General features: G+C 50.6%; 13 protein-coding genes. 8 read left to right on the top strand and 5 right to left on the bottom strand.

From position 1 onward, the window contains the following. The first annotated feature begins 24 nt into the window (after positions 1 to 24). The 8 genes from HK11_RS06870 (at position 25) to HK11_RS06835 (ending at position 9,779) form a co-directional block, all read left to right on the top strand. Positions 25 to 372 (top strand): protease inhibitor I42 family protein, encoded by a 348-nt coding sequence (locus HK11_RS06870; protein WP_086554607.1) that lies wholly within the window; start codon positions 25 to 27, stop codon positions 370 to 372. Positions 373 to 408: 36 nt separating this feature from the next. Continuing rightward, a complete protein-coding gene (locus HK11_RS06865) occupies positions 409 to 2,496 on the top strand; it encodes an FUSC family protein (protein ID WP_086554606.1) in 2,088 nt (695 codons plus the stop codon). Next, positions 2,496 to 2,702, top strand: coding sequence for a DUF1656 domain-containing protein (locus HK11_RS06860; protein ID WP_086554642.1), 207 nt, complete (start codon positions 2,496 to 2,498; stop codon positions 2,700 to 2,702). The genes HK11_RS06865 and HK11_RS06860 overlap by 1 nt, the downstream gene beginning before the upstream one ends. Before the next feature lie 15 nt (positions 2,703 to 2,717). Then, on the top strand, positions 2,718 to 3,680 hold the full coding sequence (locus HK11_RS06855; RefSeq protein ID WP_086554605.1) for an HlyD family secretion protein: 963 nt from the start codon (positions 2,718 to 2,720) through the stop codon (positions 3,678 to 3,680). A 62-nt stretch (positions 3,681 to 3,742) separates the two neighbouring features. Further along, the gene (locus tag HK11_RS06850) at positions 3,743 to 4,531 is read left to right on the top strand and encodes a hypothetical protein (protein WP_086554604.1); all 789 of its coding nucleotides are present in this window, start codon (positions 3,743 to 3,745) and stop codon (positions 4,529 to 4,531) included. Positions 4,532 to 4,651: 120 nt separating this feature from the next. After that, complete coding sequence (locus HK11_RS06845; protein WP_086554603.1) at positions 4,652 to 8,005, top strand: efflux RND transporter permease subunit; 3,354 nt, start codon at positions 4,652 to 4,654, stop codon at positions 8,003 to 8,005. A gap of 152 nt (positions 8,006 to 8,157) precedes the next feature. Then, on the top strand, positions 8,158 to 8,397 hold the full coding sequence (locus HK11_RS06840) for a DUF3297 family protein (protein WP_086554602.1): 240 nt from the start codon (positions 8,158 to 8,160) through the stop codon (positions 8,395 to 8,397). 122 nt (positions 8,398 to 8,519) lie between these two features. Continuing rightward, on the top strand, positions 8,520 to 9,779 hold the full coding sequence (locus HK11_RS06835) for an FAD/NAD(P)-binding oxidoreductase (protein ID WP_086554601.1): 1,260 nt from the start codon (positions 8,520 to 8,522) through the stop codon (positions 9,777 to 9,779). 79 nt (positions 9,780 to 9,858) lie between these two features. Here the strand turns inward: HK11_RS06835 and HK11_RS06830 are convergent, their stop codons facing one another. From HK11_RS06830 to ribD, 5 genes are all read right to left on the bottom strand, one after another. Next, positions 9,859 to 12,453 (bottom strand): MMPL family transporter, encoded by a 2,595-nt coding sequence (locus HK11_RS06830; RefSeq protein ID WP_086554600.1) that lies wholly within the window; start codon positions 12,451 to 12,453, stop codon positions 9,859 to 9,861. A 177-nt stretch (positions 12,454 to 12,630) separates the two neighbouring features. Then, a complete protein-coding gene (ribH, locus tag HK11_RS06825) occupies positions 12,631 to 13,116 on the bottom strand; it encodes a 6,7-dimethyl-8-ribityllumazine synthase (RefSeq protein ID WP_086554599.1) in 486 nt (161 codons plus the stop codon). Positions 13,117 to 13,145: 29 nt separating this feature from the next. Continuing rightward, entirely contained in the window at positions 13,146 to 14,483 is a 1,338-nt protein-coding gene (gene ribB / locus HK11_RS06820) for a 3,4-dihydroxy-2-butanone-4-phosphate synthase (RefSeq protein WP_304528675.1), read from the bottom strand. Beyond that, a complete protein-coding gene (locus tag HK11_RS06815) occupies positions 14,468 to 15,070 on the bottom strand; it encodes a riboflavin synthase (protein WP_086554597.1) in 603 nt (200 codons plus the stop codon). The genes ribB and HK11_RS06815 overlap by 16 nt, the downstream gene beginning before the upstream one ends. Next, positions 15,052 to 16,071: a bifunctional diaminohydroxyphosphoribosylaminopyrimidine deaminase/5-amino-6-(5-phosphoribosylamino)uracil reductase RibD gene (gene ribD / locus HK11_RS06810; RefSeq protein WP_086554596.1), complete on the bottom strand. Its 1,020-nt coding sequence runs from the start codon at positions 16,069 to 16,071 to the stop codon at positions 15,052 to 15,054. The genes HK11_RS06815 and ribD overlap by 19 nt, the downstream gene beginning before the upstream one ends. Between the last annotated feature and the right edge of the window lie 84 nt (positions 16,072 to 16,155).

Raw genomic sequence — 16,155 nt, 5'->3', positions numbered from 1 at the left:
AGCAAAACAAACGGAGTAAAACTTATGAAAAAGATAATTGCCGCTCTGATGATCATAGCACCGACATACTGCCTTGCAGCAGAAAACGACACAATTCATGTCAAAAATAACAGTATTTTTGAAATAAAACTCCCGTCTAATCCAACTACCGGATATGGCTGGATGGTTCAGAATATTCCTCATAATGTTGTTTTAACTGGTATGGAGTATACACAATCTCAGGATTGTCATGGAGCAATGGGTTGCGGTGGCAATGAAACACTTTATTTTAAAGCCATTACTAAAGGCACGGGAAAGATCGTTCTCAAATATGGCCGGACGTTTGAAAAACTGCCTGAGGACTCAACTGTCAGAACAGTCGTTGTTGAATAAACCTGCACGGCAGGCAAGCTGCCATATGGTGCAGCAGTGACCCCTCAGAAAACTGAAAATCGTCCTGGTTTCTGGGCTGGCGTAGGTATTCCGCTACCGCAGCATATTTTCACACCAGGGTGGTTTTCTTTTTGTTTTCGTACATGGCTGTCAGTGGTGCTCGCACTGAGCACTGCTTTCTGGCTGCAGCTGCCTTCGCCTGCGTCAGCTGCAGTGACAGTCATGATACTGGCACAGCCTTTGCGGGGCCAGGTCCTCTCAAAAGCTATGTATCGCCTGCTAGGTACTTTTCTGGGAGCATTCGTTGCTCTTTTTCTGACTGCCTGCTTTAACCAGGAACGCGGCATTTTTCTGGGGGGCGTTGCGCTCTGGATCACGCTGTGCACGATTATCGGCACTCTTGAAAAAGATTTTCGTGCCTATGCTGCTATGCTTTCAGGCTATACCGTCGCTATTGTCGGGATCAACTGCATCGACAATCCAGGCAATGTTTTCGATACTGCTATCGCGCGCGTATCGGACATTGTTGTGGGCATCGCTGCAACCTCAGCTATCAACGATATCTTTGGCTCACCTACTGCCTGGGAAAAGCTGGCAGCAGGCCTTACAGCCAGTGCCAATACGGTCAGAAATATTGCCCGTCAGGCCATATCGGGGCGTGACATCCCTGATGATATCGCCTGCGCGGGGCTGGCGGGGCAGATTATGGCACTGACCACACATGCCTCATTCGTTAAAACCGAACTGTCTGATGCCGCCATCCGGCTGGCCGGTGCGCGCTCAGCTATGGTGGCATTACTTGAAATGCTCAGCTGCAGCCGCGCCATCAACAATGCCCTGCGCCGCAAAAATATTTCACCTTTTGTCCTTGAGCATGTCAGATCAACCTTTGAAGACAGCCATCTGGCCGAACCACAACGTCAGACAATAAAAAACTTCGAAACCCTTGCACGCCAGATCTATACCCCTGAAACTGAGCGTAATGTTCTGCTTGATGAGATCTGGCTTACCGAACGCTCTATGGCGCTGCAGCTTGATACCCGCTGGGCCACCGACGGCATTGAGGCTTTTGAAAAAGGCCGGCGTGCACGTACAACAGCCCCTGACCTGAAAATTGAAAAACATGACGACGTTATTGCAGCCCTGCTCTCAGGGTTTCGTTCGCTTGTAGGTTTTAGCATTGCTGCCGGGCTATGCATTATTTCTGACATACCGGCCACCTACACCGCTCTGGCACAGGTCGCCATGATTATGACCCTTGCTGCCACAACCTATAATGCCCGGGGGTTTGGCATGGGGGCCCTGATCGGCACCCCGATGGCCATTATTGTAGCGGCTGTTCTGAACTTTGGTATTCTGCCCAAAGGGTCAGATATGCCCTTTATGGCCCTGGCTATTCTGCCTGTTGTTTTTTGCAGCTGCCTGCTGCTCATGAACCCCAAAACAGCAACGATAGGCTTTAATGGCGGTGTTTTCTTTTTTGTTATTCTGGGCGTTGCAAATACACAAAACTATGATCCCACGGCTTTTATCGACCGCAATGTGATGTATCTTTTTTCTGCGATTGTTATCTTTATTTCACTGGTACTTTTACTGCCCCCTTCAGCCACAGGCAGGCGCTTTCGCGTGGCCATTACAATTGGCCATGACCTGCGCAGGCAATTTTCTTTCAGGGGAGAGCGCACAGGCTCAGCTCTGATCAGCCGGCATTATGACCGCCTGTGCCGTATTCTGGAATGGAATAGCTATCTGCCTGATACGCGCGCCAAAAAACGTGTCTTTAACCGTCTTTCAAGCCTGGATGAACTCAACATCGAACTCGCGCGCGCGCGGCGCCATCTGCAACGTGCGGCAACAATTCCCGCTATTCGCACACAGGCCGAAGCCGCTTTTCGTGCCACGATTATCCGCGATGCAGACAAAGCGACAGAACGCCTGCAGCACCGGGCCTGGCTGCTGCTCGAAAAAAGTATGTCCCTGCCCGACGGGCAGCTAACAACCGCTCTTGCTGCCGTCTCGGCTATTGTTGGCACGATCCATCTGCTTGAGCATAACCGTTCAGCCTTACGCCTCTATGAGGTAATCCCTCCCGCAGGCCGGCGAAAAAGAGCTTTTTTCACATGATGGAATTTCATCTCACGCCTGTTCTCGATATTGGCGGGCTGCTGGTTTCTTCTTTTGTGATCCACGCAGCACTGGCTATAGCCACTCTTCTTGTGCTTAATCCTTTACTGGGGAAAATAAGAGCCCGTCGGGTTATCTGGAATGTTCCCCTGGCAGAGTTCGGCATGCTGATATGCTTTATCGGTCTCTACACCATACTGTTTTAAAAGGGTTTATCTGCCGTGTTCGAACGCGCACGCCGCGTCCTGCAATTAATAACAACAGGAACTATTCTGTTTGTTGCTGCAATCGTAAGCTTCGTTTTGTGGGACTATTACACCGCTGCCCCCTGGACCAGAAACGGCCAGGTACGTGTGCAGGTGGCTGACATTGCCCCTCGTGTTTCAGGGCAGATTATTTCAGTCAATGTAAAAGATAACCAGTTTGTTCATAAGGGTGATATTCTTTACGAAATTGACCCGTTTGACTTTCAGGTGGCTGTTGCTGTTGCCACCGCAAAGGTCAATGAACGACAGGCTGATATGGTGCTTAAAGACACACAGCGCGTTCGCCGTAAAAACCTCTCCGAAGTCGCCGCCTCTAACGAAGAGAAACAGGTATACGAAGCGACAGCAGAAGTTGCCAAAGCCCAGTATGCTGACGCTGTGGCCCATCTGTCACAGGCGAATATCAACCTTGAGCGCACACATATTCGCAGCACCGTAACAGGGTATGTTAATAACCTGATTATGCGTACCGGGGATTTTGCCACAGCAGGAACACCTAATATTCAGGTTATTGATTCATCTTCCTTCTGGGTTGATGGCTATTTTGAAGAAACCAAAATCCGCGCCATTCATATTGGTGACCGGGTCAGAATGGACCTTATGGGTTACAGTGCCCCGATGTGGGGGCATGTGGTCAGCATTACGCACGGTATTGCCACACCTAATGCAACACCGTCAGTGCAGGGCCTGCCGGCAGTTGACCCGGTTTACACCTGGGTACGCCTTGCTCAGCGTATACCGGTCAGAGTACATATCGACAGCATACCACCAGGAACGCAGCTTGCTGCCGGCATGACAACAACCGTGACTGTAGTGGGTAGCAAAGGCAAGCGCGCCCACGACACACTGACGGATACACTTGACCGCCTGCACGACACGCTCATGGGTGGCACCGGTGGCAGTGGCATACGCCACTAGCCGCCTGACCTGACACATAATTACCCTATCTGACCGCGCAGATTATCTGATAAGAGAGCCTTATGACGAACATACGGTCGCATTTCTGCACTTTTTTTCTGGCTCTGATATTCTGTGTGGTGTCACCAGCCAGAGCTGCACAGCCGCTTTATGGAAAAAACCTGATTGTCTCAGCGCCCTGCCTGAGTGCTTTGCATATTACAACTTCTGCCACGCTCAGAAGTGATGCCGAGCCAGAGCTCCCTGTTCCTGCTGGCGTCACAATAACAACAGACCCCAAAACCAGCAGTATCGTCATTATACAAAAAGAATGTGCAGCACAGCCGCTCACCATTAAGACACGCCCGGAACTCCCGCTGACACTTGACAACACAGGGAAAACACCTGTCACGCTTGATGATCGCAGCAGCACTGTTTTTATAAAAGCCGGCAGTGCTCCCCTCGAAATGGGCCGGGCCGGAGAGCTGGGGCTTATTGCTACGGGAGGACCGGTCACCATCCGCACACTTTCTGCTTCAGCGCGTATTCGCGAAGAAGCTTCTGCCACCCTGACAATCAATGAAGTAGCAGCGCCGGCTCTCGCACTTTACCTCGGCGATCAGTCATCATTTCTTGCTAAAGCAGGTCATCTGCAGGCACTCGAAGTCACGTCTGCCAGCACGAAAAACGCTGTTTTCCACATTACGACTGAGATTGGCATTTTTCGCACTGTCTCTGAAGGGGATATTGTTGTTGATAGGGTTTTGGGAACACTTGCAACTGAACGCGGCAACAGCGGCAGAATTATGCCAAATGCCGCAGCGCCCCGGGGGAAACAGCGGGCAGACACAGCCAATGCGCTGCCTCAGTAATAAACAGCGGTGCGCCTGCCTTTTTTATAACAATAAATTTTTCTTTCGTAACGATTTATATTTATAATTACGCCCATACACACCCGGCGTGATGTTTCTGAAGAATAAGGAAACTTTGTTTTGTCTTTCTGCCGACTTTTTATTACCCGTCCTGTCGGCACCATCCTTATGGCCATGGCTTTTGTCCTGGCAGGTGTTTTTTCTTACAAAACAATTCCCGTCGCTGACCTGCCCAATATCTCATTTCCGGTTATTTACGTGGTTGCATCACAGCCAGGCAGCTCGCCGCAGCAAATGGCAAGCTCGATGACAACCCCTCTGGAACGGCACCTGGGGCAGATTGCCGGCATCACCAGTATCCGCTCAGAATCAACAGACAGCAGCGCATTTGTTCTGATGTTTTTTGATGATTCCCGCGATATTAACGGTGCAGCGCGTGATGTTGAGGCTGCTCTGCAGGCTGCCAAAAAAGACCTGCCAACCACCATGCTGTCACAACCCCAATATTTTAAAGCTGACCCTTCTGACAGCCCGGTCATGCTGGCTGTACTCACCTCAGAAACACGTACATCCTCCGCGCTGCGCGACCTTGCCGAAACACATCTTAAACCCCTGCTGGCCGGGATTAAAGGCGTTGGCTGGGTTGAAATGGCAGGCGCATCAAAGCCCGCGATACGCGTCGAAATGAATCCTCTGATTTTATATCGTTATGGCGTTGGCTTTGAAGATATTCGTTCAGCACTTGCCTCAGCTAATGCCAACACACCTAAAGGCTTTATTGAAGAATCAGCACAGCGTCTGACACTTGAAACAAATGACCAGGCACGCACAGCACAACAATACCAGGACCTGATTATCGGTTATCGTAACGGGCGGCCTATTCATCTGCACAGTGTGGCAACGGTAAGCGATGGCCCGCAGGATGAACGCAAAGCCGGCTGGATGAATGGTAAATCTGCCATTATCGCGCTTATCCGGGCACAGCCCGGAGCAAATGTTATTGAAGTCACTGACAGTATCCGCGCACGCGCCGCGGCATTCAGCAATGCCCTGCCACCGGATGTCGATTTTAAACTTGTCTCTGACCGCTCTGTCTCTATTCGCGGATCGCTGGCTGACACACAGCTGACACTCTTCATCTCTGTTGTACTTGTTATTATTGTTGTGCTCGCTTTTTTACGCAGCTGGCGCTCAACCATTATCCCGGCCATTACGGTTCCTGTTTCACTGATTGGCTCTCTGGCCGTTATGAAACTGTGCCATTTCTCCCTTAATACCTTCTCCCTCATGGCACTGACCATTGCTTCAGGCTTTGTTGTTGATGATGCGATTGTTGTCGTTGAAAATATTACACGTCACCTGGAGAGTGGTAAAAAACGTATGGAAGCAACCCTTATCGGGTCACAGGAAATCACGTTTACAATTCTCTCTATCACAGTGTCTCTTATTGCTGTTTTTCTTCCACTTTTACTGATGGGGGGAATTCCTGGTAAAATTTTCTTTGAATTTGCCATGACGCTGTCAGCCGCCATTACAATCTCGTTTTTTTTGTCAGTCTCGCTCACACCGATGATGTGCGCCTATATGCTTGACGAACCTTCGGCTGAGAAACCCCACACCAGCCCCAGACTTAATATTGCTCTTTATAGTATTCACCTGATAGCCGACATGACAGACTGGCTTATGAAGCATATGCTCACAGGCTATCGCAGCTCTCTGGGATGGGCGCTTCGTCACCCGTGGCTTATTCTTTTTTCGCTCCCTCTCAGCTTTTTTCTGACCATCGCCATTTTTATAGCGATGCCCAAAACCCTTCTGCCGGCCCAGGATATATCATTAATTGAAAGCTACCTCAGCGCTGACCAGACCAGTTCGTTCGCAGCGACAGCTGCCAAAGCGACAGATATCATGGACATTATGCAGGGTGACCCCGACATAGAGAATGTCATGGGGTTTGCCGGCGAAGATAACCCGAATGAAGCTCAGATTTTTGCACAGCTTATCAGTAAAGAAAAACGCAGTTCCGGCCCTGAGGAGATTGCCGCACGCATTCGCCAGAGGATTAAAAAGGTACCTGGGCTGACAATTAGTGTCTCAAATGCGGGTGATATTAATGGCGGCGGGCAGCGCCAGCACCAGGGCACTTACAGCTACGTGTTTCAGAGCACCAGCGACAAAGATATTTATACATGGATACCCCGCATTACAGCCAGCCTGCAACGCAACCATGTTCTTACCGGTGTAAGCAGCCAGCTTTCATCTAATGGCTCTGCCATGCACGTTCTTATTAACCGCGATACCGCTGCGCGCTATCAGATTACGCCTCAGCTCATCGGAAACGCCCTTTATGACGCCTATGGACAAAGAACAGCCTCAAGCATTTCAACCGCTCTGACGACCTATTATGTTATAATGGAAGTTGCAGACAGGTTCCGTCAGACACCTGAAACGCTGAAATCTCTGTGGGTTTCAACAGCAGGTGGCACAGCTTCGGGTGCTACTGCGTCAAATACGGTGCGCGTTAAAAATACGTCAGCATCTTCTACCGGCAAAACAAATCAGAACGAACTCTCTTTCAGAAACTCAATAGCCAACCGCCTGGCGGGCGGCGCAGGCGCCTCCAGCGGCTCGGCTGTTTCCTCATCTCAGGAAACGATGGTCCCTCTGCTTTCGGTGGCAGACCTCGAATCTCAGCCAACGCCCTTGCAGGTCAGCCATGAAAACGGGGCAACATCAGGCGCTATTTCATTCGACCTTGCACCGGGCAAATCACTTCAGGATGCAACGGCTGAAATTCTTCGCACCATGAAGCGCCTGCATGTTCCTGAATCTCTGCACGGCCAGTACAGTGGTCAGGCTGGCAATATGCAAAAAAACCTGAGAAATGAGCTTCTGGTATGTATTGCTGCAATTATCACCATGTATGTCACTCTTGGTGTGCTCTATGAGAGTTATATTCAGCCATTAACTATTCTCTCAACCCTGCCCTCAGCCGCTGTCGGTGCTCTTATGGGGTTGTGGCTGTGCGGTGAATCCTTCTCCCTCATTGCAATGCTGAGTGTTATCTTACTGATTGGCATCGTAAAGAAAAATGCCATTCTGATGATCGACTTTGCCCTGAATGCAGAAAGGGCTGAAAATCTGACACCCTATCAGGCCATTTACAGTGCCTGTATTACGCGCTTCCGCCCTATTCTGATGACAACAATGGCCGCTGCTTTTGGTGCCATTCCCTTGATTTTTGGACATGGCTACGGTGCTGAACTGCGTCGCCCCCTGGGTGTGGCTATTATCGGCGGGCTGGCAATGAGTCAGCTCCTGACCCTTTACTCAACGCCCGTTATTTATCTGTTTATGCACAGACTGAGCGCATGGAGCAAAAGGCGTTTCCGCTGGCTCCATAAAACAACAACTCTCCTGCTCAGCCCAAAACTCAGAAAACGCCTTGCACGACGCAAAAAACACCGCCGCTGAAAGACACTGATATCTTAATATCCATTGATCTTTTCCCCATAAAAACCTTACAAACAAAGATATCAGGCTTAGGTTTCTCACCTGTAGCCTGGCGATATGCTGTATCGCTACTCTTCTTTTATTTCTGATTATAACAAGGAGCTTTTTTATCCATGTCAGACACTACATTGCCAGATCACCTGTCAGTCGACCCGGCAAGCCCTTTTTTCAACGGTGAGTTGCTTGAACGTGGCATTGGTGTACGCTTCAAAGGTGTTGAAAAAACCAATGTTGAAGAATACTGCATCAGCGAAGGGTGGATCCGTGTTGCAATCGGCAAGACAGTTGATCGCCATGGCAGACCTCTCACGATGAAACTTAGCGGACCAGTTGAGGTTTGGGTAAAAGAATAACTATATGAAAAAAATAAGGTTTTTAGTTAATCGTTTTCATTAATTAAAAACCTTATTAATTTATTTAATTAATTATGTTATACACACTCAGCTGAGTATACATAGCAAAAGAAAGGGCTCATATGACCAAGTCAGACACAGGTAAAAAGCCAGACCTTCTTTACACTGTTGTGATTGTAGGTGGAGGCACTGCCGGGCTAGCCGTTGCAGCACGGTTATTACGCGAACGCCCAACTCTTGACATTGCCATCATCGAGCCCTCAACAACACATGCCTATCAGCCCGGCTGGACCCTGGTTGGTGCTGGTGCAATGACATTAAAAAGCACCCTGAAGCAGGAACGCAGCCTTATACCCTCACAGGCCACATGGATCCGCGAAGCTGTAAAAAGCTTCGAGCCTGACGCCCATCAGGTCACACTGACCGGCGGACGCGTTATTGGTTACCGTCGCCTTATTGTCTGCCCCGGCATCCAGCTGGACTGGAATAAAATAGATGGCCTGAGTGACACACTTGGCCGCAATGGCGTATGCAGCAACTACTCCCGGGAAACGGTTGAGTATACATGGACCTGCATTCAGTCCCTTGCTGGCGGACAGGCAATTTTTACCCAGCCACCTATGCCAATCAAATGTGCAGGCGCACCTCAGAAGATCGCCTATCTTGCCTCTGATTACTGGCGCAAGCAGGGAACCCTCTTCCGCACCAAAGTTGACTTCTCTCTCGCAGGGGAAGCTCTGTTCGGTGTGGGCTATTATTTGCCTGAACTGCAAAATGCAGTTGATTATTATGGCATTGACCTGAACTTCAAACACAACCTTGTCTCTGTTGACGGCCCGGGCCGCAAAGCTACTTTTGCTGTATCAGCAGCAAATGGCAAAACAGAGCATGTGGTGAAAGAGTTCGACATGCTTCATGTCACTCCACCGCAGAGCGCACCTGACTTTGTCAAATCAAGCCCTCTGGCAAACGATGCAGGCTGGCTTGATGTTGACCCCGGCACACTGGTACACAATAAATATGACCAGGTTTTTGGCCTGGGTGATGCCATTGGCACATCTAACGCCAAAACAATGGCCGCGGCACGTGCGCAAACACCAGTCGTTGTTGCTAATGTTCTCTCATCACTGGATGGCGCTCCGACTAAAGCCATCTATGACGGATACGGCGCATGCCCACTGACAGTGGCTTACGGGAAAGTGGTGCTGGCTGAATTCCTTTATGGTGGCAAGCCAGCCCCAAGCTTCCCTTACGACCAGCGCAAAGCCAGCCGTTTTGCATGGTTCCTTAAAACAAAAGCCTTCCCTCACGTGTACTGGGATATGATGCTTAAGGGGCGTGACATTTCGGTGCCACACCATCCTGAATGGGTCAAAATCTGACCTGACACTAAAAAAGGCGCCTGCTTCTCGCAGGCGCCTTTTTTATATCTTACTCAATATAACCCTGAGCGCGACGATATTATCTTTCATCAATATCTCGCTTTGGCAGCAACGCAGGTACGAAAATAAGCGTTGCCACCAGCGTGCACCCCAGTGACAACAGCAGCAAACGACCCATACTTGCCGTACCGGGATGATGTGACAACGCCAGAGAACCAAAAGCCGTACTAGTAGTTAATGCTGAAAACAGCACAGCACGGGCTGTTGGAGACGCCAGCGGGTATTTCACCTTATCACGCCAGTTCATCACAAAATAAATATTGAAAGATACACCAACCCCAAGCAGCAAGGGCAAAGCGATAACGTTTGCAAAATTGAGTGTTTCCGGCAGCAGAACAACCAGAATAACCGTCATTAAAGCCGACAAAAGCAAAGGAGCCAGAACCAGCAGCATATCAACGATGCGTCGCAGCGATACACATAAAATAGCGGCGATCATAATAATCGCAGCGGTCGCTGCCTGCTCAAACGCTTTTACAATCGCACGCGCGCTTTCAACAATATCAACCGCAGAACCTGCAATATCCGGGTCCACTTTTTGCAGGCCGGTAACAAATTTCCTCAATGCTTTACTCTGCGCAAAGCCACCACTGGGATGCACCTCAACCAGAGCACGACCATCAGGCAGAATATAACCAGAAGCCAGACTTTTCGGCACATCTTTCAGGTCTACAGGTTTTGCCTGCAGCATGACACGAAGCTGATCAAGTTCGGGAGGCAAAAACTCGACCAGAGCTTTATTCGCCGCCATCAGAATATCATCAGGTGCGCTTGCCAGCTTACTCAGAGCGGCCTGAATACGCCGCACAGGGCTGTCAGAAGGTACCTTATCAAGAACCTCACCCAAAGCCGCAGCCGTTGTGCGGACTGACTCACGCAATGCCTGAGCATCAGGAGCAGGTTTAGGGTCAGGAACAATCAGAGTAGGCAATAAGATACCGGCAGCATCCTGAATCAGAGGCAGTTTTTCTTTCTGATCTTCAGGCACGAAAGAACCAAGCCACATAGCGTCGTGAACACCAGGCACTTTCGCCAGTCGTTCAGCCTGCTTATGCGCCTGATCAAGATCAGCGACCAGAAGGTCAGCACTGTAGGGAGAAGAAGTCGGATTTGTCATCAGCATCTGAAGGGCCTTCATCCCCTCAGAATATGGATTTTTAGTATGCAGCGGGTCACCGTCAAACTGAAGACCAGGCACCAGAACAAGGCCAAACACAGCAACCAGACCAAACACAAACAGGAAGCCTTTACGCTTTTGGCGTATCCAGATGTCAACTGGCTTCATAAAGGCATAACCCATGCTGGGGCAGTTAAGCGAAGGATGAAAAACCCTGAGCAGGGCTGGTAAAAAAGTTGTGGTACAGACAAAAGCAACAAGCATGCCAACACCGGCAATCAGCCCCAGCTGTGCGACGCCAAGAAACGCTGTAGGTGTAAAAGCCAGAAAGCCGGCTGATGTGGCAAGAGCTGCCACCAGAATCTGATGTCCTGTTTCTTTAGCCGTTGCAGCAAGCGCTCTTATCCCTCCCTGAGGGTCGTTTTCATCTTCACTCTGAGCACGGAAACGAACTGAAAACTGAATAGCAAAGTCAACCGCAATACCTACAAACAATATAGCAAATGCAACTGATATGAGATTGAGCGTGCCTACAGCAACAGCCGCAAAGCCAGTAGTAAGCAGCAGCCCGACAATCAGCGTCAGCACAATAGGCACAACAACACGCCAGGAATGCACAGCAGCAAACAGCCAGAGCGTAACCAGCAGTAAAGAGCCGATCAGCCCTGCTACCATCCCCTCAGCAACAGTAGCAAACTCTTCATCATCAAGCTGAACCTGCCCGGTAAGGTGTACTTTAACCTGTCCGTTTTGAACAAACTCAATACTATTTGCAGCATCACGCATGGCTTTTGCTGCATTGCCACCAGGCTGCAACGAACCAAAATCAAGCTTCGGTTTTGTTACCACAAACTGGTAACGGCCAGCCATATCGGCCAGCTCCCCTCCCAGCAACCTCTCCCACGACAATGCCTGTGGCTTACCGGCCGCTGCACTTTCAAGATTTTTTGCAAACCCTTCAAGAGGCGCCTGAAACCCCTTAAGATCTGCCTGCCCCAGTTTAACACCCTGCGCAACAAGAGACAGAGAACTAAAAAGGCCGCGCGCTGAAGGGTCCTGCGCCAGGGCGGCAAGAAACGGCTGTGCAGAAATAGTCTGATCAAGCACCTGCTCAAGCACAGGAGCCTGAAGAAATAACAAACCATTACGCATCAGGTAGGGGTCTGCATCAGGCCGGTTCGCAAATTCAAAATTTTTATGATCGGCAGAGAGGCGTCCGGCCAGAATTTGAGCAACTGCCTGGCCTTTTTCAGGGATATCAGCCTCAATAACCGCGACCAGAAGCCCCTCTTTTTGTGGAAAGAGGCGCCCCATTTCATCTGATCGCTGTTTCCATGCCAGCCTGTCAGAAAGCATTTTACTGGTGTCAGTCGTAACACCCAGAAAATTGACCCCGGCATAACCAGCCGCAACAGAAAGCACCATGAACAAAGCGATAACCGCAAAAGCATGGCGCACACAAAAGCTTGTTAAACGGCTGATATAAGTAGAGAGCATGGCTGAAGATCAGCTCCTGAACAATTCGGGCTATTATAGTGACAGTTTATTGCTGCCTCTATCTGGCCTGGTATGGCTCCGGCCGCAAGTGATACCGTACGAAACCCAACCAGACACACCCATAAATTGCAACAAAAACGTCACATCTGAGAAACCACGTTATGTTTAAATACTGCTTCAGCCTTCTTTAATACGGCGCAGCAAAGCAAGCGATTCAACACAGGCTGCGGCTGCTTCACGCCCTTTATTATGTACGTCAGGCAAGGCACGCTGTGTTGCCTGGTCTTCTGTATAGGTCGTCAGTACACCAAACGCGACAGGCACTTCGGTCTCGAGCGAAGCCTGCATCATCCCGATTGTTGCGCCAAGGCTGATAAATTCAAAGTGAGCTGTATCTCCCTTAATGACGCACCCAAGGCAGATGACACCTTCGTACTTACCGGTGCGGGCCAGGGTCTGCGCCAGCAAAGGCATTTCAAAAGCACCAGGGGCAGAGAAAATATCCTGTGCGGCTACTGTAATGCCGTGCTCACCCAGCCATTCAAGCGCACCATTACACAGCCCTTCAGTAATGGTTGTATTAAAACGGCTGACAACCACCGCAAGGCGCGGTGACGGAACAAGTTTCAGCTCAGGCAAAGAAGGGGTTACATAGGTACTCATAACATTATCCTCTTAATAACACAGTGTTATTACACAGCGTCTGATGGTTCACTCACGGCAGAAAAACGACTAAAGCGATGCCCCATCCGTTGCCGTTTTGTCTCCAGATATTCGCGGTTAAAGCGGTTGGGAGCGATTTCTATCGGCACCCTCTTACTCACCTCAAAACCCTGCCCCTCAAGGGCTTCAACTTTATCCGGGTTATTCGTCAGCAGTTCGAGACGGGTAATGCCAAGATCACGTAAAATAGCAGCCGCTGCCGTCCAGTCACGTGCATCAGCCTCGAAACCCAGCTTATGATTCGCATCGACCGTATCAAATCCGGCATCCTGCAATTCATAGGCGCGAATTTTATTGGCAAGGCCAATCCCCCGCCCCTCATGGTCACGTACGTAAACCAGAACGCCCGAAGAGGCCTGTCCAATTCTGTTCAGGGCAGCATGAAGCTGAGCCCCGCAGTCGCACCGTAATGAGCCCAGAGCATCCCCCGTGACACACTCCGAGTGTAAGCGTACCAGCGGCACTTCACCCTGTGCAGAAGGATCACCCTTCACAAGAGCGACATGCTCAACGCCGGAGCCATCACGAAAGGCATGAATACGCAGAGCATTACCCCCATATTCACTTGGTAACGCTGAAACGGCTATTTTTTCCAGTGGTGCTTCAGACTGTATGCCCGAAGGTTTCAGCTCTTCTTCATAGGGTGCAAGAGCGCCGTTACCATGCTGACTGATCCACTCCACCAGTTCAGCAATCGAGATAATCGGCATATCATGCTTATGACCATAAACCTCCAGCTCAGGGCGCCGGGCCATCGTGCCATCTTCATTAAGGATTTCACAAATAACTGCGGCAGGACGTAAACCCGCCAGCTTCATGATATCAACAGACCCTTCAGTATGACCGATACGTTGCAGAACGCCACCATCTGCCGCCCGCAGCGGGAAGATATGCCCTGGTGTTGCCAGGTCAGCTGCTGAGGTCGTTTCGGCCGCGGCAACCTGCACTGTCAGGGCACGGTCGGCCGCTGAAATGCCGGTGCTCACCCCTTCTTTAGCTTCGATTGAAACAGTAAAGCCCGTTTCATGACGTGACGTATTTTTGCTCACCATCATAGGCAGGCCAAGACGGTCAATATGCGCCCCTTCAAGCGGCAGGCATACCAGGCCACGTGCATGAGTGATCATAAAATTCATTGCAGCCGGGGTCATAAACTCTGCGGCCATAACAAGATCACCTTCGTTTTCACGATCTTCATTATCAACCATAATGACCATACGTCCGGCACGAAGTGCTGCGACTGCCCTGAGCAGGGCTTCAGATGGGGCCGCACCCGAAACATCAGGTTTTTTCATTTGTTCTGACATAAAACCTCCACGTATTTCGCAATGACATCAACCTCAACATTCACCGTATCGCCCGGTGAGAGCGTACCAAGTGTGGTGTGCGTCCATGTATGTGGAATGATCATAAGAGAAATCGTAAAGACATCATGATCTGCCGCGCCAATCTCATTAAGGGTGAGGCTTATACCATCGAGTGTGACTGACCCCTTTGCCACCATATAACGACGCAGAGATGAAGGGACTTCAAAGATAACCTGATGGGCATCTCCCGACGGAGTGCTGCTGACAAAACGGGCTGTGCCATCGACATGGCCCTGTACAATATGCCCTGACAGGCGTGTGGCAGGGGTTACGGCACGTTCGAGATTAACCCGCCCGCCTGTTTTCAGTTGCCCGAGTGCTGTGCAGTTCAGTGTTTCACTACTGATAAAAAAACGGGCGACACCGGTTGGTGCCGGCTCAACTGCGGTAAGGCATACACCATTCACAGCTATGCTTTCGCCCTCGGCGATATCCTTAAAGCCTGTATCCACTTCTGCGATCAGTGCTTCTTCTCTGGCTTCAGCCAGAAGAACATGCCCCAGTGATTCTATGATTCCGGAAAACATACCTGCTCCTGTTGACAGTGTACCCACTCCGGAAGCAGTGCCAGCGGGGTCACATTTTGACGTTGAGAGATAAAATACTGATCCTGCCCCTCTGCACCCTGACGAATAGTCAGCCAGTCATCCCACAGATTATGCTGCCTGAGCGCTGCCAGAAGACGTGGGCCAGCCTCAGCCATAAGCCACATGGCACTGGTTTGCGCGAGCAGCGCCGGCAAATGAGTCAGATCAGAACAAAAACGAATATCAAAACAGGCACGACGCTGATCGAGCCAGCTTTGAGGCAAAGCATCCTGCTGACCACAGATAACCAGCAGGCGACGAACATGCTCATGGTCAGGAACATGGCGCACCGTGAATGACGGCAAATCGGCCAGAATAGTGCCTGTACCAGTCAGAATACCATCCGTCATACGGCGTATCCTGTGAGCGAATGTTAAAGAAGCAGAGGACGTAAATGTTGTCTGACCGGCAGGAGGCACCATACTCCCCTGCGCGTTAAGTGCCTGCTTTACTGTGATCCACGGGCGCCTGTGTATCTGCTTACAGGCGAAAGGAGCCAGAAGCGCCTGACAACGTGCAAAAACCTCAGTTGCTCCACCAGCCTCAGCAAGCCAGCGCACAGTAAGACCCGCCTGTGCAAGACGGGCTGCGCCGCTGCCATCAACACGCGGGTTTGGGTCCCGACACCCGATCCAGACTGTTTCAACAGGAGAATCCAGCAAAGCCTCAGTGCAGGGTGGCGTGCGCCCGGTGTGATTACACGGCTCTAACGTAACAACAGCAGTACGCACCCGTTCTATAACACCTGCCTCACGCGCCTGCTGCAGAGCAAGGCGTTCGGCATGCAGCTCACCCGCCCTGTGATGCGCAGCAACCAGGACGATCTCGTCATTCTCATCAAGCAAGGCACATCCGACAGCAGGGTTAGGTGCCGTCTGCCCGACAAAACGAGCGGCCTCAGCAAGAGCTGCACGAAAAGCATGCAACACTCTGGTCGACATTATGGCGGAATTATTCTGAGAAGAAACCCTCTCCGGCACCCCGACACCTCCATTACTCGCCTTACGACAAGACATCACTATGGG

It is taken from the genome of Acetobacter sp. DmW_043, assembly GCF_002153485.1.
Taxonomy (GTDB): Bacteria; Pseudomonadota; Alphaproteobacteria; order Acetobacterales; family Acetobacteraceae; genus Acetobacter; species Acetobacter thailandicus.
This window is presented reverse-complemented; position numbering and strand designations above follow the sequence as displayed.